The following is a 21,608-nucleotide window of genomic DNA, read 5'->3' on the forward strand; positions in this document are numbered from 1 at the left end:
CGCCGGTCTCGACAAGCTGGCCGCGGCCGGCGTCGGGCCGCGGCTCGAGGACGGCGCCCGTGGCCGGTTCGTGGCCTCGGCGGTCAACGGACTGATCGGCGACGAGCTGATCCGGGAGCGCCCCCAGCTCGCGATCCCGATGGCGGTCCGGGTCGACAGCCGCGACGTACTCCCCGCCCCTGCGGACCTCGCCGCCGCCTTCCCCGCGGCGACCGGCCGGCTGGTGTTCATGCTCCACGGCCTCTGCGAGAACGAGTCCTACTGGAACTTCCACCGCGAGCGCACCGGCACGACGTACGGCGAGGCGCTGGCCGACCAGGGCTGGACGCCGGTCTACCTCCGCACCAACACCGGCCTCCCGATCCGCGAGAACGGCGTGGCGCTCGCGGCCCTGCTCAGCGCGCTGGTGGAGTCGTGGCCGGTCGAGGTCGAGCGGATCGCGCTGATCGGCCACTCGATGGGCGGCCTCATCATGAGAGCCGGGCTCAACGTGCTCGCGCTCGGCGGCCCGCCGTGGGCCGACCGGGTCACCGACGTCGTCACCCTCGGCTCGCCGCACCGTGGCGCCCCGATCGCATGGGGCATCGGCCACGGCAGCCACCTGCTGGGCCTGCTCCCGGAGACCTCGGCGTTCGGCCGGATCCTCGACAAGCGCTCGGAGGGGGTGCGCGACCTCGTCGACGGGTACGTCGACGACCTGCCGCCGCTGAAGGAGGCCCGCTACCGGCTCGTCGCGGCCACGATCACCCAGTCCGCACGGCACCCCGTCGGCTCCCTCGTCGGCGACTACCTCGTGCGGCCGCACTCGGCCGTCGGTCGCGACAAGCGGGGCTCGGAGCTCTTCCCCGACGCGGAGACCCTCCACGTCGGGCGCACCGACCACTTCGGCATCCTCAACCACCCCGAGGTGCTGTCCGCGCTGCGACGCTGGCTCGCCTGACCCTGTCGGTTCTGCCACCATCGGGACGTGACTGAAGCAACTGCCGACCGCGAGCTCCGCGCGGAAGCGACCGTCGAGGCGCCGCCCGAGCGGGTCTGGGAGCTCCTCACCGACTTCTCCCAGATGGCGCAGTGGAGCCCCGAGCTGGTGCGGATGCTGCCCCTCAAGCGCGGTGGGCTCCGCGTCGGCCAGTGGTACCTCGGCATCAACCGGCGCAAGGCCGTCATCTGGCCGACCCGGTCGGTCGTCGCTGCGGTGGAGACCGGCCGGCGTCTGGTGTGGGACACCCGGTCCAGCGGCGCGCAGTGGATCTGGGAGCTCGAGCCGGTCGCGGGCGGCACCCGCGTCGTCCACCGCCGCCCGGTGCCGACGGGCGTGACGCTGCTGAGCAGGATCTTCGCCCCGGCCGCCCTCGGTGGCAGCGTCGAGCACGCCGCCGAGCTCGAGCAGGGCATGGCGCGCACCGTCGCCGGGCTCAAGGCCGTCGCCGAGGCCTGAGCGCACCGAGCGGTCCGCCGCTGGTTGAGGTGCGAGCGCAGAGAGCGGTCCGCCGCTGGTTGAGGTGCGAGCGCACCGAGCGGTCCGCCGCTGGTGAGATGCGAGCGCAGCGAGCGGTCCGCCGCTGGTTGAGGTGCGAGCGCACCGAGCGGTCCGCCGCTGGTGAGGTGCGAGCGCAGCGAGCGGTCCGCCGCTGGTTGAGGTGCGAGCGCACCGAGCGGTCCGCCGCTGGTGAGGTGCGAGCGCAGCGAGCGGTCCGCCGCTGGTTGAGGTGCGAGCGCAGCGAGCCTCGAAACCAAGGCAAATCCGCTGTCGGCGAACAGGGGCCGAGATCCCGTGGCTCCGGGGCTCCGGGCGGCTAGTGTCGCCACGTGACTCAGATTCCCAGCGGCCCCGCGATGAACGGCGCGCCCGGACTCAACCTGCTCGACGACAACATCTACAGCCGGCTGCTCCGCGAGCGCATCGTGTTCCTCGGCTCCGAGGTCCGTGACCAGAACGCCAACGCGATCTGCGCGCAGCTCCTGCTCCTGTCGGCAGAGGACCCCGAGGCAGACATCTTCCTCCACATCAACAGCCCGGGTGGCTCGGTGGACGCGGGGATGGCGATCTACGACACGATGAACTACATCCCCAACGACGTCGCCACCGTCGGCATGGGCCTGGCCGCGTCGATGGGTCAGTTCCTGCTCTGCGCCGGCACCACGGGCAAGCGCTACGCGCTTCCCCACGCGCGGATCATGATGCACCAGCCGTCCTCCGGCATGGGCGGCTCGGCGTCGGACATCAAGATCCAGGCGCAGCAGTCCTTGCACATCAAGAAGGTCCTGCTCGAGCTGATCTCCCAGCACACCGGCCAGACCGTCGAGCAGGTGACCGCCGACGCCGACCGCGACCGCTGGTTCACCGCCGACGAGGCGCTGGAGTACGGCCTGGTCGACAAGGTCGTCAAGAGCGCGCGCGAGGCCGCCGACGAGGGTCGCCCGGCCCACACGAAGAAGGACTGACGCAGATGAACTACTACATCCCCCAGTGGGAAGAGCGGACGTCGTACGGCTTCCGTCGCATCGACCCCTACGCGAAGCTCTTCGAGGACCGCATCATCTACCTCGGGTCGCCGATCTCCGACGACGTCGCGAACGCGGTCATCGCCCAGCTGCTGTGCCTGCAGTCGATGAACCCCGACCAGGACATCAGCATCTACATCAACAGCCCCGGTGGCTCGTTCACCGCGCTGACCGCGATCTACGACACCATGCAGTTCATCAAGCCGGACGTGCAGACGGTGTGCATCGGTCAGGCCGCGTCCGCGGCCGCGATCCTGCTGGCCGCCGGCACCCACGGCAAGCGGCTGGCGCTCCCGAACAGCCGGATCCTGATCCACCAGCCCTACACCGAGGGCACGTTCGGCCAGACCTCCGACATCGAGATCCAGGCCAACGAGATCCTCCGGATGCGCGAGCTTCTCGAAAAAATGATCAGCGACCACTCCGGCAGGTCGATCGAAGATGTGAGCCGCGACATCGAGCGCGACAAGATCCTCACCGCTCAGCAGGCGATCGAGTACGGTCTCCTCGACTCGGTGCTCGCCTCGCTCAAGGGCACACCCGCGCTCGCCTGACCCAAGATGACCAGTCCGACACGACCCTCGTGTCCCCTCCCCGTGAGGGGGCGCCAGGGAGTACGGTCGGGGAGTCCGAATTACGTGAGGAGTACCGCCCGTGGCACGCATCGGTGACGGAGGTGACCTGCTCAAGTGCTCTTTCTGCGGAAAGAGCCAGAAGCAGGTGAAGAAGCTGATCGCGGGTCCGGGCGTCTACATCTGCGACGAGTGCATCGACCTCTGCAACGAGATCATCGAGGAAGAGCTCAGCGAGGGCACCGAGGTCGGTCTCGACGAGCTGCCCAAGCCGAAGGAGATCTTCGACTTCCTCAACTCCTACGTCATCGGGCAGGAGCAGGCGAAGAAGTCGCTCGCGGTCGCGGTCTACAACCACTACAAGCGGATCCAGGCAGGCGTGCAGCCCGGCATCGGCGCCGACGGCAAGGGCAAGCACAGCAAGGACGAGCTGGTCGAGGTCGCCAAGTCGAACATCCTGGTGATCGGCCCGACCGGCTGCGGCAAGACCTACCTCGCCCAGACGCTGGCGCGGATGCTCAACGTGCCGTTCGCGATCGCTGACGCCACCGCGCTGACCGAGGCGGGCTACGTCGGCGAGGACGTCGAGAACATCCTGCTGAAGCTGATCCAGGCTGCCGACTACGACGTCAAGAAGGCCGAGACCGGCATCATCTACATCGACGAGATCGACAAGGTGGCCCGCAAGGCGGAGAACCCGTCGATCACCCGCGACGTCTCGGGCGAGGGCGTGCAGCAGGCGCTGCTGAAGATCATCGAGGGCACCACCGCCTCGGTGCCGCCGCAGGGCGGGCGCAAGCACCCGCACCAGGAGTTCATCCAGATCGACACCACGAACATCCTCTTCGTGGTCGGCGGCGCCTTCGCCGGCCTCGAGCACATCATCGAGCAGCGGGTCGGCAAGAAGACCCTCGGCTTCACCGCCGAGGTCCGCGGCAAGGAGGAGCGCGACGCCGAGGACCTGCTGGCGCTGGTGCGTCCGGAGGACCTCACCAAGTTCGGGCTGATTCCCGAGTTCATCGGTCGGCTCCCGCTCATCGCGAGCGTGACCAAGCTCGACCGCGAGGCGCTGGTGCAGATCCTGACGGAGCCGCGCAACGCGCTGGTGAAGCAGTACCACAAGCTCTTCGAGCTCGACGGCGTCGAGCTCGAGTTCACCAAGGACGCCATCGAGGCCATCGCCGACAAGGCGATGGAGCGCGGCACCGGCGCCCGGGGTCTGCGCTCCATCATCGAGGAGGTCCTCCTCTACGTGATGTACGACGTCCCCTCCCGCGGCGACGTCGAGAAGGTGATCGTCACCCGCGAGGTCGTCGACGACGACGTCGCCCCCACCCTCGTCCTGCGAGAGACCAAGAAGAAGAAGTCGGCCTGATCCGCCGGCGGCCTCCTCGGCAGCCTCCTCGCGGGGCTACTCGGCAGGCTGCTCGGCGATCTCCGCGGTGACGGACAGCTCGTTGTGGCTGTCGTCGATGGTGAACACCAGCTCGCCGGTGATCTTGCCGGCGGCCCGCAGGTCGGCGGTCGCGGTCTCGGCGTGCCGGACCAGGTGCTCCGGTCCGCTGATCTCGACCCGGGCGAGCTCGGTGCGCATCGAGACCTTCGCCTGCGACTTCGCGCCGCGGATGCCGGCCAGGGCCGCCGCGACGGCGTCGACCGCTGAGCCGTCGGCCGCCCCGGCGGAGCCGAGCTCGTTGACCGTCGGCCAGGCGGCGCGGTGCACCGAACCGTCCTGCCACCACGACCAGACCTCTTCGGTCACGTAGGGCAGGAACGGCGCAAGCAGGCGCAGCTGGACGTGCAGGGCGAACGCCAGGGTCGCCCTGGCCGAGGCGGAGGCGTGGCCGTCGTCGGCGTACGCGCGCTCCTTGACCAGCTCCAGGTAGTCGTCGCAGAACTCCCAGAAGAACTTCTCGGTGACCTCGAGCGCGGTCGTGTAGTCGTAGGCGTCGAACGCCTCGGTGGCCTTCGTGATCACCGTCGCGAGCCGGCCGATCAGGGCGGTGTCGACCCGCTCGCCGACCTGGGCCGGGCTGAACTCGGTCGCACCGACGCTGCCGAGCACGAACTTCGACGCGTTGAGCACCTTCATGGCCAACCGGCGGCCGACCTTCATCTGGGTCTCGTCGAAGGGCGAGTCCAGTCCCGGGCGGGCGATCGCGGCGCGCCAGCGGACCGCGTCGGCGCCGTACTTGTCCAGGATCTCGTTGGGCACCACGACGTTGCCCTTGGACTTCGACATCTTCTTGCGGTCCGGGTCGACGATGAAGCCGGAGATCATCGCGTGCGACCAGGGCGCCGTGTCGTTCTCGAAGTGGGCGCGGACCACGCGGCTGAACAGCCAGGTCCGGATGATGTCGTGGGCGTGGGTGCAGAGGTCCATCGGGAAGACCCGCTGCCACAGGTCGTCGTCGTCGATCCAGCCGCCGGCGATGTGCGGCGTGAGGGACGACGTCGCCCAGGTGTCCATGATGTCGGGGTCGCCGATGAAGCCGCCGGGCTTGCCGCGCTGGTCGGCGGTGTAGCCGGCCGGGACGTCGGTCGACGGGTCGACGGGCAGCTCGGCCTCGGTCGGCAGGAGCAGGCGCGCGTAGTCGGGCTCACCCTCGCTGTCGAGCGGGTACCAGACGGGGAAGGGGATGCCGAAGAACCGCTGGCGGGAGATCAGCCAGTCGCCGTTCAGGCCGCCGACCCAGTTGTCGAAGCGGTGCCGCATGTGCGGCGGCAGCCACTCGACCTCGGCGCCGCGGGACAGCATCTGCTCGCGGAGCTTGACGTCGCGGCCGCCGTTGCGGATGTACCACTGGCGGGTGGAGACGATCTCGAGCGGCTTGTCGCCCTTCTCGTAGAAGTTCGCCATCCGCTGGGTCGGCGTGGGCTCGCCGTCGAGGTCGCCGCTCTCGCGCAGCTTGGCCACCATCGCCTCGCGAGCGGAGAAGACGGTCTTGCCGGCCAGGTCGGCGTAAGCCGCCGCGGCCTGCTCGGAGCCGAGCCACTCGGGGGTCTCGCGGTGCAGCCGGCCGTCGCGCCCGATGACGGTGCGCACCGGGAGCTGGAGCTCGCGCCACCACTGGACGTCGGTCAGGTCGCCGAACGTGCAGCACATCGCGATGCCCGCGCCCTTGTCCATCTCGGCGGCGGCGTTGGCGAGCACCGGGATCTCGACGCCGAAGACCGGCGAGGTGACGGTGGTGCCGAACAGCGGCTGGTAGCGCTCGTCGTCGGGGTGGGCGATCAGCGCGACGACGGACGGGATCAGCTCGGGACGCGTGGTCTCGATGTGGACGGGCGAGCCGTCAGGCTTGTGGAAGGCGACCCGGTGGTAGTGGCCGGCGTAGTCGCGCGCCTCCAGCTCGGCCTGCGCCACGGCGGTCTGGAACGTGACGTCCCAGAGCGTGGGCGCCTCCTGCAGGTAGGCCTCGCCGCGGGCCAGGTTGCGCAGGAACGCGCGCTGGCTCACGGCCTGCGCCCGGTTGCCGATCGTGGTGTAGGTGGTGTCCCAGTCGACAGACAGCCCGAGGGTGCGCCAGAGCGACTCGAAGACCAGCTCGTCCTGCTCGACGAGCTGCTCGCACAGCGCGACGAAGTTGGGCCGGCTGATCGGGATCTGGCGCTTGGGGTCGGGCTTCTCGGGGGGAGTGAAGTCGGGGTCGAACGGGAGCGACGGGTCGCAGCGGACACCGAAGTAGTTCTGCACCCGCCGCTCCGTGGGCAGGCCGTTGTCGTCCCAGCCCATCGGGTAGAACACCGACTTGCCGGTCATCCGCTGGTAGCGGGCGATCAGGTCGGTGTGGGTGTAGGAGAAGACGTGACCGACGTGCAGGCTGCCGCTGACGGTCGGCGGCGGCGTGTCGATGGAGTAGACGTTCGCGCGCTCCTGGCTGCGGTCGAACGCGTAGGTCGCGTCCGCCTTCCAGCGCTCGGACCACTTCTGCTCGAGGCCCTCGAGCGCAGGCCGGTCCGGTACGACGACGGCACCGGAGTCGGTGCTGGTCGGGTCGGGGGCCTGCTGGATCTCGGTCATAAGGGCAAATCCTAGGGTGGCTGCGCCGGATCGTTGAATTCGCTTCGTCCGCATGGATTGCGGCCCGCGGGTTACCTTCGACCAATGCTCGCGCCACGACTCCGTCTCCTCGTGACCGGACTCACGGCGGTCGCCGCGCTCGCGTTCCCGGCGCCCGGGGTGGCGCCGCCGTCCGCCGGCGCTGTCGCGACCGCTGTTGCAGGCCCCGCCTCGGTGACGCTCGAGGGCCGCGGCTACGGCCACGGCCGCGGGATGTCGCAGTACGGCGCGCAGGGCGCGGCCTCGGAGCACGGCCGGACCTATCGCGAGATCCTCGACTTCTACTACCCGGGGCTGACCCGCGGCTCAGCAGGCGGTCGGATCCGGGTGCTCCTCACCGGCGACACCACCGACGACGTCGTCGTCGGTGCTCGGCCGGGCCTGACCGTGAAGAGCCTGGGCTCCGGCAAGGTCTTCCCCCTCGACCAGGACGGCGCACGTCGCTGGCGGATCACGCCGGTCGACGGCGGCTCCCGCAGCCGGGTGTCCGTGCTCGTCGACCGGTGGCAGGTCGTCCGCGAGGTGTCCGGCGGCGCCCAGTTCGGGGCCGGCGGCCGGCCGATCACGCTGGTCACGCCCACGGGTGCGACCCGCTACCGAGGCGTGCTCCGCTCGGCTCCCGCGGGATCGGGTCGCGACACCGTCAACGTCCTTCCTCTCGACTCCTACCTCCGTGGTGTCGTGCCGCAGGAGGTGCCCGCGTTGTGGCATCCGGAGGCGGTCCGGGCGCAGGCCGTCGCTGCGCGCACCTACGCGGCGCACGAGCGCCGCACCACGGACCGCGGTCACTTCGACGTGTGGGACACCACCGCTTCCCAGGTGTACGGCGGCCGGTCGGCCGAGCACCCGGCGTCGAGCGCCGCCGTACGCGCCACGCGGCGCGAGGTGCTGCTCCACGAGGACGCGCCGGCCTTCACGCAGTTCTCCTCCAGCAACGGCGGGTGGACCGTGGCGGGCGACCTGCCCTACCTGGTCGCGCAGCAGGACCCCTGGGACCCGTGGCCGGGCAACCCGAACCGGCGCTGGACGACGACCATCCGTGCGACCGCGATCGAGCGCGCGTATCCAGCCATCGGGGACTTCCGAGGGCTCCGGGTGCTGCGACGCGACGGGAACGGCGCCTGGAACGGACGCGTGCTGCGCATCCGGATCGTCGGCAGCCGGGACAGCCGAGCCGTCGACGGCGCCACCTTCCGGGTGGTGTTCGGGCTCCGGTCGACCTGGTTCCGCCAGGTCTGAGTCGGTCTCAGGTGCTGGGCACGACGAGATCGGGCGGCACTCCCGCGGCCCCCGGTCGTTGACCCGGCATGCATCGCGCTCTCGCACTCGCTCTTCTCGCACCCGCACTGACCCTGGCCGCGGCCGGAGGGAGTGCGCCCGCCTGGGCCGGGTCGACCTGTCAGGGACAGACGGCGACGATCGTCGGCACCGACGGTGACGACGACCTTCGCGGCACGCTGCTCGCCGACGTGGTCGTGCTCGGCGCGGGCGATGACAAGTTCTCCGGCCGCGGCGGCAACGACGTCGTGTGCGGCGGCGACGGCCGGGACCGGGTCCTCGGTGGCGACGGTGCCGACCTGGTCGACGGCGGCGGCGGTGCCGACAGCATCCGCGGCCAGGGCGGCGACGACGAGCTGCGCGGCGGGGCGGGCGGCGACATCCTGCGCGGCGGCGCGGACGACGACCTGGTCCGCGGAGGGGGCGGTGACGACCTGGTCCTCGAGGACACCGGAGACGACCAGGTCACGGGTGGAGCCGGCAAGGACGTGCTCAGCTATCGCGAGTCGGCCACGGCCGTCACGGTCGCGTGGGGCAACGGGGTCGTCGACGGCGCCGGGCACGACTCGGTCGGGCGCGTCGAGCGCTTCGAGGGCAGCCGCCACGCGGACGTCATCAACGGCAGCAGCGACTCCGACGACCTCGCCGGGGGCGGGGGCGCGGACCGGATCTTCGGGCTCGGCGGCGACGACATCCTCCGGACGTCGTCCGGCATCTCGCGCGGCGGCGTCGGCAACGACCTGTTCCTCGTCCGGCGTACCGGTACCGCTCTCGGAGAAGGCGGCAACGACCGGTTCGTGATGCGCAACGGCACCTCCCGCGGCGGCGCCGGCAAGGACCTGTTCCAGGTGCTGGCGAAGGGCGGCGGTACGGCGGACGGCTCGGAGGGCTCCGACGTGCTGTCGTTCGAGAAGGTGCGGCGCAACGTCACCGCCAACCTCGGCACCGGACGCGCGTCGTGGGGGAACCGCTCGGTCGACTTCTCGCGGATCGAGGTGCTGGTCGGCTCGCGCCGGGACGACAAGCTGACCGGGTCCGCTCGTGGCGACTTCCTCAGCGGCTTGGGCGGGGACGACCAGCTGAACGGCCTCGGGGGCAACGACCTCCTCATCGGCGGCGGCGGCTTCGACCGCGGCGCCGGAGGCACCGGTGGCGACGTCTGCGTCACCGAGGTCCAGGTGGCCTGCGAGGCCTGAGAGGCCCGGGGAGAGACTCAGCCGAGGACCAGCACCAGGTCGCCGCCCTCGACCGGGCGGGTGCCGGTGAACCCGAGCCGGGTCACCGTGCCGGCCCGCGGCGCCGTGATCGACGCCTCCATCTTCATCGCCTCGATCGTGGCCAGCGTGGCGCCCGCCTCGACCTCGTCGCCCTCGGCGACGACCAGGGTCACCGCGCCCTGGTACGGCGCCGCGACGTGATCGGGGTTGCTCGGGTCGGCCTTCTCCGCGCCGGCCGTGTCGGCGGTGATGCTGAGGTCGCGCACCGGGATCGAGCGCAGCTGGCCGTTCAGGTGGCACAGGACGGTGCGGTAGCCGCGTTCGTCGGGCTCGCCGATCGCCTCCAGCCCCAGCAGCAGCCGCTTGCCCTCCTCGAGGTCGATGACGTGCTCCTCGCCGACCCGGAGGCCGTAGAGGTAGTCGAGGGTGGGCAGGATCGAGACGTCGCCGTACGTCGCGTGCGCCGCGTCGAACTCCTTGGTCGGCCCGGGGAACAGGAGCCGGTTGAGGGTGTGGCGGCGGTCGGTCGAGGTCGCCGCCAGGCTGTCGCGGTCCTCGGCTGAGAGCTCGGCGGCCGGCGGCGTCCAGTCGCGGCCGTCGAGGGCCTTGGTGCGGAACGGCTCGGGCCAGCCGCCGGGCGGGTCGCCGAGCTCGCCGTGCAGGAAGCCGATGACCGAGGCCGGGATGTCGTAGCTGCCGGGGTCGGCGGCGAACGCTGCCGGGTCGGCACCCAGCCCGACCAGCGCCAGCGCGAGGTCGCCGATCACCTTCGACGACGGGGTCACCTTCGGGACGTTGCCGAGGATGTCGTTGGCGGCGGCGTACATGTCCTCGACCTGCTCGAACCGCTCGCCGAGGCCGAGCGCGATCGCCTGTTGGCGCAGGTTCGAGAGCTGGCCGCCGGGGATCTCGTGCCGGTAGACCCGGCCGGTGGGGGACGCGAGGCCGGACTCGAACGGGGCGTAGACCCGGCGGACCGCCTCCCAGTAGGGCTCGAGCGCGCTGACCGCGGCCAGGTCGAGGCCGGTCTCGCGTGCGGAGTGGTCGGTCGCGGCGACCAGCGCGGTGAGGGAGGGCTGCGACGTCGTGCCGGACATCGAGGCCGCGGCGGCGTCGACCGCGTCGACCCCGGCGTCGATGGCCGCCAGCAGGGTGGCGAGCTGGCCACCCGGGGTGTCGTGGGTGTGCAGGTGGACGGGCAGGTCGAACCGCTCGCGGAGTGCGCTCACCAGGCGGCGGGCAGCGGGCGCCCGCAGCAGGCCCGCCATGTCCTTGATGGCGAGCACGTGTGCGCCCGCCTCGACGATCTCCTCGGCCAGGCGCAGGTAGTAGTCCAGCGTGTAGAGCCGCTCGCCCGGGTCGGAGAGGTCGCCGGTGTAGCAGAGCGCGACCTCGGCGACGGCGGTGGTGGTCGAGCGGACGGCCTCGATCGCGGGCCGCATCTGCTCGACGTCGTTGAGGGCGTCGAAGATCCGGAACACGTCGATCCCGGTCGCGGCCGCCTCCTCGACGAACGCGGTGGTCACCTCGGTCGGGTACGGCGTGTAGCCGACGGTGTTGCGCCCGCGCAGCAGCATCTGCAGGCAGACGTTGGGCATCGCCTGGCGAAGCGCCGCGAGCCGCTCCCAGGGGTCCTCGGACAGGAACCGCAGCGCGACGTCGTAGGTCGCCCCGCCCCAGCACTCGACCGACCACAGCTGGGGGGTCATCCGGGCGACGTGGCCGGCGGCGCCGAGCAGGTCGACCGTGCGGACCCGGGTGGCGAGCAGGCTCTGGTGCGCGTCGCGGAACGTGGTGTCGGTGACCGCCACCTGCTCCTGCTCGCGGAGCCTCCGCGCGAACTCCTCGGGACCCACCTTGAGCAGCAGCTGCCGGGTGCCGTCGGGCGCCGGCACCTCCAGCGAGAGCGGCGGGAGCTTGGTCGCCGGGTCGAGGGTGACCGGCGGCTCGCCGTACGGCTTGTTGACCGTGGTCTCGGCGAGGTAGCGCAGCAGCTGGCCGCCCTGGTCGACGGACTTGCGCGCGACGAGCAGCTGCGGGTGGGTCTCGATGAACGAGGTGGTCACGCCACCGGCCGCGAAGTCGGGGTCGCGGAGCACGGCCTGCAGGAAGCCGAGGTTGGTGCGCACGCCTCGGATCCGGAACTCGGCGACCGCCCGCTGCGCCTTCTGCACCGCTTGCTCGAAGGTCGCGCCCCGGCAGGTGAGCTTGGACAGCATCGAGTCGAAGTGGGGACTCACCTCGGCGCCGTTGTAGGTCGTGCCGCCGTCGAGCCGGACGCCGGGGCCGCCGGGGGAGCGGTACGTCGTGATCTTGCCGGTGTCGGGACGGAAGTCGTTGGCGGGGTCCTCGGTGGTGATCCGGCACTGCAGGGCCGAGCCGCGGAGCCGGAGGGACTCCTGGGACAGTCCGAGGTCGGCCAGCGTCTCGCCGGCCGCGATCCGCAGCTGCGACTGCACCAGGTCGACGTCGGTGACCTCCTCGGTCACCGTGTGCTCCACCTGGATCCGCGGGTTCATCTCGATGAACACGTAGTTGCCCGCCGGATCCAGCAGGAACTCCACCGTGCCGGCGTTGCGGTAGCCGATCGAGCGGGCGAACCGGACGGCGTCGGCGCAGATCCGCTCGCGGAGCTCGGGGTCGAGGCCGGGGGCCGGCGCGATCTCGATGACCTTCTGGTGGCGACGCTGGACCGAGCAGTCCCGCTCGAAGAGGTGGATGACCCCGTCCGGGTTCTCGGGGCAGGTGCTGTCGGCGAGGACCTGCACCTCGATGTGGCGCGGGTCGACCACTGCCTGCTCGACGAAGACCGTCGGGTCCCCGAACGCCGCCTCACCCTCGCGCATGCACGCCTCGACGGCCTCCCGCAGCTTGCCGGGATCGTCGACCCGGCGCATGCCCCGCCCGCCGCCGCCCGCGACGGCCTTGACGAAGACGGGGAACGGCAGCGCCGACGCCGACTCGACCAGCGCGTCGACGTCGGTCGACGGGTCGACCCCGGCCAGGGTCGGCACCCCGGCCGCCTTGGCGGGCGCGATCGCCCGCGCCTTGTTGCCGGTGAGCTCCAGCACGGTCGACGGCGGTCCGACGAACGTGATCCCCGCGTTGGCGCACGCCTCGGCGAGCGCCGGGTTCTCCGACAGGAACCCGTAGCCGGGGTAGACCGCGTCCGCCCCCGCGCGCACGGCGACCTCGACGATCGCGTCGGGATCGAGGTAGCTGCGGACGGGGTGGCCGCGCTCCCCGATCTCGTGGGCCTCGTCGGCGCGCATCCGGTGCTCGGACCAGCGGTCCTCGTACGGGAAGACCGCCACCGTGCGCGCACCCATCTCGTAGGCCGCCCGGAACGCTCGGATCGCGATCTCGCCCCGGTTGGCCACCAGCACCTTCGAGAACATGCCGCCACCCTAGGGGGGTCCCGGGCATCGCGTCGCCCGGGGATTTCCGCCGGAGGGGTCCGGCGTTGCGCTCATTTCGCCCCGGGGCCCCGCCGTAGGGTGAGGGGCCGAGGAGGCAGGATGCGCGGTCGCGCGATGCTCGCTGCACTGGTGGCGCTGCTGGGCCTGGCGGTGCTGGCGGCGCTGTTCGGCGTGTCCCGCGACGACGACGACCCCGGCGCCGAGCTCGCCGTGGCCGGCCCGAGCTGCGAGGGGCTGGCCCCCACCATCGTCGGCACCGATCGCAGCGACGCCATCGACGGCACGTCGGGCCCTGACGTCATCATCGCCAAGGGCGGCAACGACGTGATCCGGGCCTTCGGCGGCAACGACGTCGTGTGCGGCGGGCCCGGCAACGACCGGATCCAGACGGGCGACGGCGACGACGTCGCCATCGGCGGCACGGGCAACGACTGGGTGAGCAGCGCCGCCGGCGCCGAGCGGGTGGTCGGTGGCGACGGCGACGAGACCGTCGAGGTGCGCACCGCACCGGGGGCGCCGGTCACCCTGCTCGGCGACGAGGGCCTCGACCTGCTGACCCTGGAGGTGACCGGCACCGAGCCGGTCCTGCTCGACCAGGCCGAGCAGCTCCTGATCATGGGGCCCGAGCCCGAGCACGAGCCCGGAGCCTTCGGCGGCTGGGAGCTGGTGTGGCTCAAGGGCAACCACCCGTGGACCTATGTCGGCACCGACGCCAGCGACAGCGTGATCGCGATCGGCGGCAGCCTGAGCGCGTCGACGTACGGCGGCAACGACGTGGTGTCGGCCGGGAAGGGCGACGACGTGGTCAACGGCGGAGAGGGCCGACGCGACGTCGCCGCCGTGATCGGCGGACTCAACAGCTGCTGGGAGACCGAGTGGGGCGACTGCGACGACACCGTCGTGCCGCCGGTCGCCCGGCCGGTGCTGGCGCGTCAGCCGAGCAGCGCCGCACGGGCGGCGAGGACCGCGGCGTAGATCTCCGGGTCGAGAGCGGCGCCCTCGCGTCGTACCTCCGACCCGCGGAGCACCACCAGCCGGTCGATCCGCACCTCGCTCGGCCGTTGCTCGCGGTCCCAGCCACCCGCACCGACGTCCATCCAGTGGCGGCCGGCGGCCGCCTCGCTGGCCGCGTCGCGGTCGTGGTCCTTGCTCGTCATCACCAGGCAGTCGACCAGCGGCTCGCCGTCGTCGCCCGGGCGGACGTCGATCACCAGCACCGGGCGGTCCTTGCCGAGGCTGGCGTCGTCCTCGTAGGGCACCCACGCCCAGCAGACCTCGCCGGGATCGGGCTGTCCGTCGGCCACCGGCCGGTAGTCGGTCACGCGTCCGACCCTAGCCGCAGGAACGGCGCGACCAGTCCCGGCGTCGCCGCGTCCGCGAGCTCGATCGCGTCGCCGACCCGGACGTCCGGAACGGTGATCCGGCCCTGTCCTCCGGCCGTCGTGGCGTCGACCGTGACCAGACCGACCCGTCGCTGGAACCACGTGTCGCGGAAGGTCCAGCCGATGACGTGTCCCGTCGCGAGCGCGTCACGGCGCCGGCGCAGCGACCCCGACCGGGCGACCACGAACTGCTCCACCAGCGTGTGGCCCAGCGACCGGGCCCGGTCCCACGCCAGGGCGAGCGCGGCTCCGATCGCGAGCGCGGCCACGACCAACAGCGCCGGCGAGGCGCCCGCGACGACCGCGCCGACCAGGACGAGCACGACGGGCGCGCTGCCGGCGAGGGCACGGACGTAGCGGCGACGGGTGGCCTCCGGGCCGTGGGCCCGCAGCGGTGCCGTCATCGGCGCGGGGGTGCCGAGCACGACCGAGGCGGCGTCGGCGACCGTGTCGCGCGGCGCGGGGGGCACCAGCACCGCGCCGCTCTCACCGGAGCGCGCCAGGCCGGTGACGATCGCCGAGAGCCGCGCGCCGTGCGCGAGGCGCAGGGCGGCCGGCTCGCCACGAGTGACGCCGGCGACCCGCGTCTCGTCGAGACTGGTCTCCCTGGTCGTCAGCAGTCCTCGCCGGACGTGCCAGGCGCCGCCGTCGTGGGTCAGCGAGAAGCCGGCGTTGACGACCCAGTAGCCGGCGACCGCGAGGAGCACGACCAGGGCGACCAGGGCCACCGCGCCGCCGAGGACGGCCAGGCCGGTCAGTGCGGAGAGGTCGTCCTCGGTGACGTCGATCCTCACGGCGAACAGCTCGGTCGTCTGGGAGAGGACACCGATCAGCGCGCCCGCCGCGACCAGGCCGCCGCTCGTGAACGGCGCGTACCAGAGCCAGCGCGGCGCGAACCGCACCACGGGGACGGGCGGGGTGCCGGACGGGAGCGCGGCGTCGTCGGCCGCTGCCGCACCCGACTGCAGCAGCTGGACTCTCAGGGCCGCCGCCTGCTCGCGGGGCAGGCCGTCCAGCTCGAGCTGCTCGTCCGCGTCGGCGGCGACGCTGCCGGTGCCGATCACGACGGTGGCAAGACCGAGGACCCGGTGGGCGAGGGTCGCAGTGAGGTCGACGGTCCGCACCCGGTCGATCGCGGCGGAGAGCAGGTGGCGCTGCACCAGCCCGCGGCGCAGCTCCACCCGGCCGCCGGTGATCCGGTAGCTGGTCGTGAGGTAGCGCACCAGGCCGAGGGCGACCGGGATCCCGACGCCGAGCAGGCCCCAGGGGCCGGCGCCGGAGGCGCCCCCGGCCACCAGGATGCCGACGAGCACGGGGAGGAACCGGACGACCTCGCGAGCGGGGTGGACCAGCAGCATCCGCGGGTCCAGGCGCAGCCACGGCTGCGGGTCGGGGTCGGTCACGTGGCGTCGCCCTCGACCAGGTCCGCCTTCGCCGTCAGCTCGGCGACCAGGCCGAGCGCGACGTCGCGGTCGAGGCCGTCGATCCGCAGTGGCCCCGCCGCCGACGCGGTGGTGACGGTCACCGTCGCGAGTCGGAACGCGCGCGCCAGCGCGCCCTGCGCGAGGTCGACGGTCTGCACCCGGGACATCGGCGCGATCCGCCGCTCCCGGGCCCACCACCCGCGCTGCGTGTAGACGGCCGTCTCCGTGACCTCCCAGCGGTGCACGAGGTAGCGCCACTCGGGCACCACGACGACGTACGCCGTCGCCACCGCGATCGCGGCGCCGACGACCCACCAGCGCACGGCGTAGGTGTCCCAGAGCCAGGCCGCGACCAGGAGGGCGACGAGGGTCGTGCCCGCAGACATCGCGCACTCGACCCGCCACAGGGCGCGGGCGCGAGCGCTGACGCGGCGGGAGGGATCACGGAAGTCGGACACGCCACGAATCTAGCCACGCCGCCCAGCGGTCCCTGCAACCATCTGCTCGTCAGCTGCGTCTCTTGTGCGTGTCCGACCGGGACACGGCCCACGCGGCGACCGAGACCACCAGGAGAACCCATGAACAAGATCGCCCGGATCGCCTCCGTTGCGGCCACGGCCGCCCTCACCCTCGGCCTGGCCGGCCCCGCCCACGCCGAGCGCTACGGCATCGACGACCCGAGCGACACCCCGCACGGCTCCGACCTGCTCGCCGTCGACATCCAGAACCGCGACCACAAGCTGATCGTGGTGACGACCCACGACAACCTGCGGCGGGCCCCGAGCACCGGCTCCGGCGGCTTGGTCTACATCGACACCGACCCGGAGAACCGCGGCCCCGAGTTCGTCTTCGTCGCCGGCTTCTACCGCGGCACCGACTACCAGCTGATCGAGACCCAGGGCTTCAGCCCCGAGCAGTGGGGCGAGCCGGTCGACGGCAACTACTCGATGGACGTCGACTACGCCCGCGACAAGGTGCGGTTCGAGATCTCCCGGCCCGCGATCAGCGGGGCGGACGACGTCCGGATCGCCATCAAGGTGAGCGGCACCCGGACCGACGGCACCAGCCGCGGCACCGTCGACTGGCTCGGCTCACGGCGGGCCTTCACGCCGTGGATCGCCCGCGGCTGACCCCCGCCACGACGTACGACGGCCCGGCCCCCTGAGGGGACCGGGCCGTCGGCGTACGAGGGTCGTTCAGTCCTTGAGGTCGCAGATGACCTCGCCGTTGCCGACGGTCGCGCCGACCTCGGCCTTCAACCCGGTCACGGTGCCTGCCTTGTGGGCCTTGAGGGGCTGCTCCATCTTCATCGCCTCGAGCACGATCACCACGTCGCCCTCGGCGACCTGCTGGCCCTCCTCGACCGCGACCTTGACGATGGTGCCCTGCATCGGGCTGGCCACCGAGTCGCCGCTGGCAGCGGCGCCGGCCTTCTTGCCGGCCGCCCGCTTCGGCTTCTTGGCGCCGCCGCCGGCGGTGGCCAGGCCACCCAGGCCGGCCGGGATCACGACCTCGAGCCGCTTGCCGCCGACCTCGACGACGACCGTCTGCCGCTCGTCGGCCTCCGGTGCCTCGCCCGCCGCTCCGGCGTACGGGGTGATCTGGTTGTCGAAGTCGGTCTCGATCCAGGTCGTGTAGACGTCGAACGAGCCCTTGCCGGTGGGGTTGGAGGCGGCGACCCAGGCCGGGTCGCGGGTGATGACCTCGTGGAAGGTGATCGCGGTCGGCATGCCGTCGACCTCGAACTCGGACAGCGCGCGTCGCGACCGCTCGATCGCCTGGGTCCGGTCCTTGCCCGTGATGATCAGCTTGGCCACGAGCGAGTCGAACGCGCCGGGGACGGTCTCGCCGACCTGGTAGCCGCCGTCGACGCGGACGCCCGGGCCCTGCGGCGGGTTCCACGCGGTGAGGGTGCCGGGCGCGGGCATGAAGTTGTTGCCGCCGTCCTCGGCGTTGATGCGGTACTCGATGGAGTGGCCGCGCACCTCGGGGTCGTCGTAGCCGAGCTCCTCGCCCGCGGCGATGCGGAACATCTCGCGGACCAGGTCGATCCCGGTGACCTCCTCGGACACGCAGTGCTCGACCTGGAGGCGGGTGTTGACCTCGAGGAAGGAGATCGTGCCGTCGGCGGCGACGAGGAACTCGCAGGTGCCGGCGCCGACGTAGCCCGCCTCGCGCAGGATCGCCTTCGACGACTCGTAGAGGCGCTGGTTCTGCTCGTCGGTGAGGAACGGCGCGGGGGCCTCCTCGACCAGCTTCTGGTGGCGACGCTGCAGCGAGCAGTCGCGGGTGGAGACGACCACCACGTTGCCGTGCTGGTCGGCCAGGCACTGGGTCTCGACGTGGCGCGGGCGGTCGAGGAACTTCTCGACCAGGCACTCGCCGCGACCGAAGGCGGAGACCGCCTCGCGGACCGCCGACTCGTAGAGCTCGGGAATCTCCTCGAGAGTGCGCGCGACCTTGAGCCCGCGGCCGCCGCCGCCGAAGACCGCCTTGATGGCGACCGGCAGGCCGTGCTCCTTGGCGAAGGCGACGATCTCGTCGGCATCCTTGACCGCGTCCTTGAGACCGGGGGCGAGCGGGGCGCCCGCGGCGAGGGCGATCTGCTTGGCCTTCGCCTTGTCGCCGAGTCCCTCGATGGCCTCGGGGGAGGGGCCGATCCAGATCAGGCCGGCGTCGATCACGGCCTGCGCGAACTCGGCGTTCTCGGCGAGGAAGCCGTAGCCGGGGTGCACCGAGTCGGCGCCGGACTCCTTGGCAGCGGCGAGGATCTTGTCGATCACCAGGTACGAGTCGCCGGGCGTGGAGCCGTTGAGCGAGTAGGCCTCGTCGGCGAGGCGGACGAACAGCGCGTCGCGGTCGGGCTCGGCGTACACCGCCACCGAGCCGATGCCGGCGTCCTTGCACGCACGGATCACACGCACCGCGATCTCACCGCGGTTGGCGATCAGGACCTTCTGCAACGGCCTTGAAGTCTGCATCGTCTCGGGCACTCGACAGTCTCCTCGTCTTGGATCGTGCGGCAGTCTAGGGCGACCCGCTGCGAGTCCCGCACCGGGCGTTCAGTTATGGGCGGCTACTCGCGAGTAGCCGCGCACTGGTTAACAACCGTTAACCTGACGGGATACGATGGGGCCATGACGTCGTTCGAGCTGTCCCGTGAGCACGAGGAGTTCCGCCGTACCGTCCGCGACTTCGCCGAGCACGCGATCGCGCCGCACGTCGCGAAGTGGGACAAGGACCACCACTTCCCGATCGATGTCGTGCAGCAGATGGGCGACCTCGGCCTGTTCGGCCTGGTCGCGCCGGAGGAGTACGGCGGCGCCGGGCTCTCGCCGGAGGACGGCCCGTTCACCTCGCTCTGCCTCGCCATCGAGGAGCTCGGCCGCGTCGACCAGTCGATGGGGATCACGCTCGAGGCCGGGGTCGGGCTCGGCATCAACCCGATCCTCAGCTACGGCACCACCGAGCAGAAGCAGACCTGGCTGCCGGACCTGGTCGCCGGCCAGCGGCTCGCTGCCTTCGGGCTCACCGAGCCCGGCGCGGGCTCCGACGCGGGGGCGACCCGCACCAAGGCCGTCCTCGACAACGACGAGTGGGTGGTCAACGGCAGCAAGCAGTTCATCACCAACTCCGGCTCCGACCTGACCTCGGTGGTCACGGTGACCGCCCGCACCGGCACCCGCGAGGACGGGACCGCGGAGATCTCGGCGATCGTCGTCCCGGCCGGGACTCCGGGATTCACCGCGGAGCCCGCCTACGACAAGCTCGGCTGGCACATCTCCGACACCCACCCGCTGACCTTCGAGGACTGCCGGGTCCCGGCCGACCACCTGCTGGGGGAGCGCGGCCGTGGTTTCGCGCAGTTCCTCGCCATCCTCGACGACGGCCGGGTCGCGATCGCGGCCCTCGCCGTCGGCCTGATCCAGGCCTGCGTCGACCTCAGCGTCGCCTACGCCGGTGAGCGACACACCTTCGGCGGCCCCATCGGCCGCAAGCAGGGCGTCGCGTTCCAGATCGCCGACCTCGAGGTCATGCTGCACGCCTCCCGGCTGCTGACCTACCGGGCCGCCGCGATGAAGGACGCCATGGGCACCCCCGGCGGCCCGACCGTGCAGCAGTTCAAGCACGCCGCCTCGATCGCCAAGGTCTACGCCACCGAGTCGGCCGTCACCGCCACCCGGATCGCCACCCAGGTCTTCGGCGGCTACGGCTTCATGGAGGAGTACGCCGTCGCCCGGTTCTACCGCGACGCCAAGATCCTCGAGATCGGCGAAGGCACCTCCGAGGTGCAGCGGATGCTCATCGCCCGCGGCCTCGGCCTCCCCGTCGAATAGCCCACCCGGCTCGAACTCACCCCGAAAAGGTGCCGACCCGGCTCCAACTTGGCGACGGGTCGGCGGTGCTGGGGACTCAGTTTGTGACGGGTCGGCGCCAGAGGTCGGTCCAGGAGTGGCCGAGCTCGAGGACGAGGTCGCGCAGCAGGGGGAGGCTGACGCCGACCACGTTGTGGTGGTCGCCGTCGATGCCGGTGACGAACGCGCCGCCGAGGCCGTCGACGGTGAACGCGCCCGCGACGCGCAGCGGCTCGCCGGTTGCGACGTACGCCTCGATCTCGGCGTCGGAGACGTCGGCGAAGGACACGGTGGTCGCCGCCGTCGCGGCAGCGACCTGCCCGGATGCGACGTCGCGGAGGCAGTGCCCGGTGTAGAGGACGCCGGAGCGGCCGCGCATCGACTGCCAGCGGCGTACGGCGTCCGCGGGGTCGGCCGGCTTCCCGAGCGCCTCGCCGTCGAGCTCGAGCACCGAGTCGCAGCCGAGCACCAGCGCATCGGCCGGCACCTCGTCGCGGCCCGCGACGGCGGCGCACTTGAGCTCCGCGAGCTGGAGCGCCATCTCGAAGGACGGCAGCCCGTCGGCCTGGGACTCGTCGACANACGGCAGCCCGTCGGCCTGGGACTCGTCGACACCGGACACGATGACCACGGGGTCGAGGCCGGCGGTGCGCAGCGTGGTCAGCCGGGCAGGTGAGGCGGAGGCGAGCACGAGCATGGGCACGCCAGGAGACTAGACGGCGATCGACGCAACCAAAGCGCCCCCTCGTGGGTCGTACGGGTGAGACCACACCGGAGGAGGTGTCGTGGGCGGGGAACCGGCGGATCCGATCCAGCGCTGCTTCGACGCGTCGTACCGACGCCTCGTCGGCCAGCTGTACGGCGTGTGCGGCGACCTCTCGGAGGCCGAGGACGTCGTGGCCGAGGCGTTCGCGCGGGCGGTGAGCCGCCGTCCTACGTTCGAGGGGCTCGACAACCCGGAAGCGTGGCTGCGCACGGTGGCGGTCAACCTCGCCAGGACGCGCCACCGGCGACGGGCGCTCGGCGAACGCCTGAGCCGACGCGCCCACGAGCCGGACGTGACCCACCGGCCACAGCTGAGTGACGAGCGGCTCGCCCTCGTCGCCGCGCTCCGCGCCCTGCCGGACCACCAGCGAGAGGCGCTGGCGCTGCACTACCTCGCCGACCTGCCGGTCGCCGAGGTCGCCCGGACCCTCGGCGTGCCGGTCGGAACGGTCAAGGCCCGGCTCAACCGCGGCCGCGCGGCGCTCGCAGAGGTGCTCGGGTCCGAGGAAGTCTTCGGAGGTTCCCATGCATGACATCGCGCACGCGGCCGCGGACGCCGCCGACGTTCCGGACTTCGCCGACGTGCTCGCCCGCGGTGAGCGGCGCCGCCACCAGCGCCACGCGCTGG

Annotated in this window: 18 protein-coding genes; 11 read left to right on the plus strand and 7 right to left on the minus strand. The window is 72.0% G+C overall.

Annotation, left to right across the window (positions count from 1 at the left end; translation table 11 throughout):
- The 5 genes from H0488_RS11545 to clpX all read left to right on the plus strand — a co-directional run.
- A partial coding sequence (locus H0488_RS11545) for a lipase family alpha/beta hydrolase (protein WP_183099425.1) occupies nucleotides 1-940 on the plus strand: 940 nt, incomplete at its 5' end.
- Nucleotides 941-967: 27 nt separating this feature from the next.
- Nucleotides 968-1,438 (plus strand): SRPBCC family protein, encoded by a 471-nt coding sequence (locus H0488_RS11550; protein ID WP_183099426.1) that lies wholly within the window; start codon nucleotides 968-970, stop codon nucleotides 1,436-1,438.
- A gap of 398 nt (nucleotides 1,439-1,836) precedes the next feature.
- Entirely contained in the window at nucleotides 1,837-2,445 is a 609-nt protein-coding gene (locus H0488_RS11555) for an ATP-dependent Clp protease proteolytic subunit (RefSeq protein WP_183099438.1), read from the plus strand.
- A 5-nt stretch (nucleotides 2,446-2,450) separates the two neighbouring features.
- The gene (locus tag H0488_RS11560; protein WP_183099427.1) at nucleotides 2,451-3,059 is read left to right on the plus strand and encodes an ATP-dependent Clp protease proteolytic subunit; all 609 of its coding nucleotides are present in this window, start codon (nucleotides 2,451-2,453) and stop codon (nucleotides 3,057-3,059) included.
- 100 nt (nucleotides 3,060-3,159) lie between these two features.
- On the plus strand, nucleotides 3,160-4,452 hold the full coding sequence (gene clpX / locus H0488_RS11565) for an ATP-dependent Clp protease ATP-binding subunit ClpX (RefSeq protein WP_183099428.1): 1,293 nt from the start codon (nucleotides 3,160-3,162) through the stop codon (nucleotides 4,450-4,452).
- A gap of 36 nt (nucleotides 4,453-4,488) precedes the next feature.
- Here the strand turns inward: clpX and valS are convergent, their stop codons facing one another.
- Nucleotides 4,489-7,101 carry a valine--tRNA ligase gene (valS, locus tag H0488_RS11570; protein WP_183099429.1) on the minus strand — a complete coding sequence of 871 codons (2,613 nt, stop codon included), beginning with the start codon at nucleotides 7,099-7,101 and terminating at the stop codon, nucleotides 4,489-4,491.
- An 84-nt stretch (nucleotides 7,102-7,185) separates the two neighbouring features.
- On the opposite strand from valS, the gene H0488_RS11575 reads away from it, so the two are divergent.
- Nucleotides 7,186-8,379, plus strand: coding sequence for a SpoIID/LytB domain-containing protein (locus tag H0488_RS11575; protein ID WP_183099430.1), 1,194 nt, complete (start codon nucleotides 7,186-7,188; stop codon nucleotides 8,377-8,379).
- Between the two features lie 68 nt (nucleotides 8,380-8,447).
- Nucleotides 8,448-9,614: a calcium-binding protein gene (locus H0488_RS11580; RefSeq protein ID WP_183099431.1), complete on the plus strand. Its 1,167-nt coding sequence runs from the start codon at nucleotides 8,448-8,450 to the stop codon at nucleotides 9,612-9,614.
- Nucleotides 9,615-9,631: 17 nt separating this feature from the next.
- Here H0488_RS11580 and H0488_RS11585 read toward each other — a convergent pair whose 3' ends face one another.
- Nucleotides 9,632-13,033, minus strand: coding sequence for a pyruvate carboxylase (locus tag H0488_RS11585; protein ID WP_183099432.1), 3,402 nt, complete (start codon nucleotides 13,031-13,033; stop codon nucleotides 9,632-9,634).
- A gap of 120 nt (nucleotides 13,034-13,153) precedes the next feature.
- Here H0488_RS11585 and H0488_RS11590 point away from each other — a divergent pair, with 120 nt between their 5' ends.
- Nucleotides 13,154-14,029 carry a calcium-binding protein gene (locus H0488_RS11590; RefSeq protein WP_183099433.1) on the plus strand — a complete coding sequence of 292 codons (876 nt, stop codon included), beginning with the start codon at nucleotides 13,154-13,156 and terminating at the stop codon, nucleotides 14,027-14,029.
- Here H0488_RS11590 and H0488_RS11595 read toward each other — a convergent pair.
- From H0488_RS11595 to H0488_RS11600, 3 genes are read right to left on the minus strand one after another with little or no spacing between them, the layout of a single operon-like run.
- Entirely contained in the window at nucleotides 13,987-14,376 is a 390-nt protein-coding gene (locus H0488_RS11595) for a type II toxin-antitoxin system PemK/MazF family toxin (RefSeq protein WP_312856297.1), read from the minus strand. The genes H0488_RS11590 and H0488_RS11595 overlap by 43 nt on opposite strands.
- Nucleotides 14,373-15,839: a PH domain-containing protein gene (locus H0488_RS23640; RefSeq protein WP_220794490.1), complete on the minus strand. Its 1,467-nt coding sequence runs from the start codon at nucleotides 15,837-15,839 to the stop codon at nucleotides 14,373-14,375. Before H0488_RS23640 ends, H0488_RS11595 begins: the two co-directional genes overlap by 4 nt.
- Entirely contained in the window at nucleotides 15,836-16,318 is a 483-nt protein-coding gene (locus H0488_RS11600; RefSeq protein ID WP_312856298.1) for a PH domain-containing protein, read from the minus strand. Before H0488_RS11600 ends, H0488_RS23640 begins: the two co-directional genes overlap by 4 nt.
- 120 nt (nucleotides 16,319-16,438) lie before the next feature.
- Between H0488_RS11600 and H0488_RS11605 the strand changes: the two genes are divergently transcribed.
- Entirely contained in the window at nucleotides 16,439-16,990 is a 552-nt protein-coding gene (locus H0488_RS11605) for a hypothetical protein (protein WP_183099435.1), read from the plus strand.
- A gap of 66 nt (nucleotides 16,991-17,056) precedes the next feature.
- On the opposite strand, the gene H0488_RS11610 is transcribed toward H0488_RS11605, so the two are convergent.
- Nucleotides 17,057-18,841: an acetyl/propionyl/methylcrotonyl-CoA carboxylase subunit alpha gene (locus tag H0488_RS11610; RefSeq protein WP_183099440.1), complete on the minus strand. Its 1,785-nt coding sequence runs from the start codon at nucleotides 18,839-18,841 to the stop codon at nucleotides 17,057-17,059.
- Between the two features lie 156 nt (nucleotides 18,842-18,997).
- On the opposite strand from H0488_RS11610, the gene H0488_RS11615 reads away from it, so the two are divergent.
- Entirely contained in the window at nucleotides 18,998-20,197 is a 1,200-nt protein-coding gene (locus H0488_RS11615) for an acyl-CoA dehydrogenase family protein (protein ID WP_183099436.1), read from the plus strand.
- 76 nt (nucleotides 20,198-20,273) lie between these two features.
- On the opposite strand, the gene H0488_RS11620 is transcribed toward H0488_RS11615, so the two are convergent.
- Nucleotides 20,274-20,912, minus strand: a complete 639-nt coding sequence (locus H0488_RS11620; protein ID WP_183099441.1) for a Maf family protein — start codon at nucleotides 20,910-20,912, stop codon at nucleotides 20,274-20,276.
- Nucleotides 20,913-21,000: 88 nt separating this feature from the next.
- On the opposite strand from H0488_RS11620, the gene H0488_RS11625 reads away from it, so the two are divergent.
- Nucleotides 21,001-21,513, plus strand: coding sequence for an RNA polymerase sigma factor (locus tag H0488_RS11625; RefSeq protein ID WP_183099437.1), 513 nt, complete (start codon nucleotides 21,001-21,003; stop codon nucleotides 21,511-21,513).
- The last annotated feature ends 95 nt before the right edge of the window (nucleotides 21,514-21,608 follow it).

This window comes from Nocardioides pelophilus (assembly GCF_014180685.1).
GTDB classification, from domain to species: domain Bacteria; phylum Actinomycetota; class Actinomycetes; order Propionibacteriales; family Nocardioidaceae; genus Nocardioides; species Nocardioides pelophilus.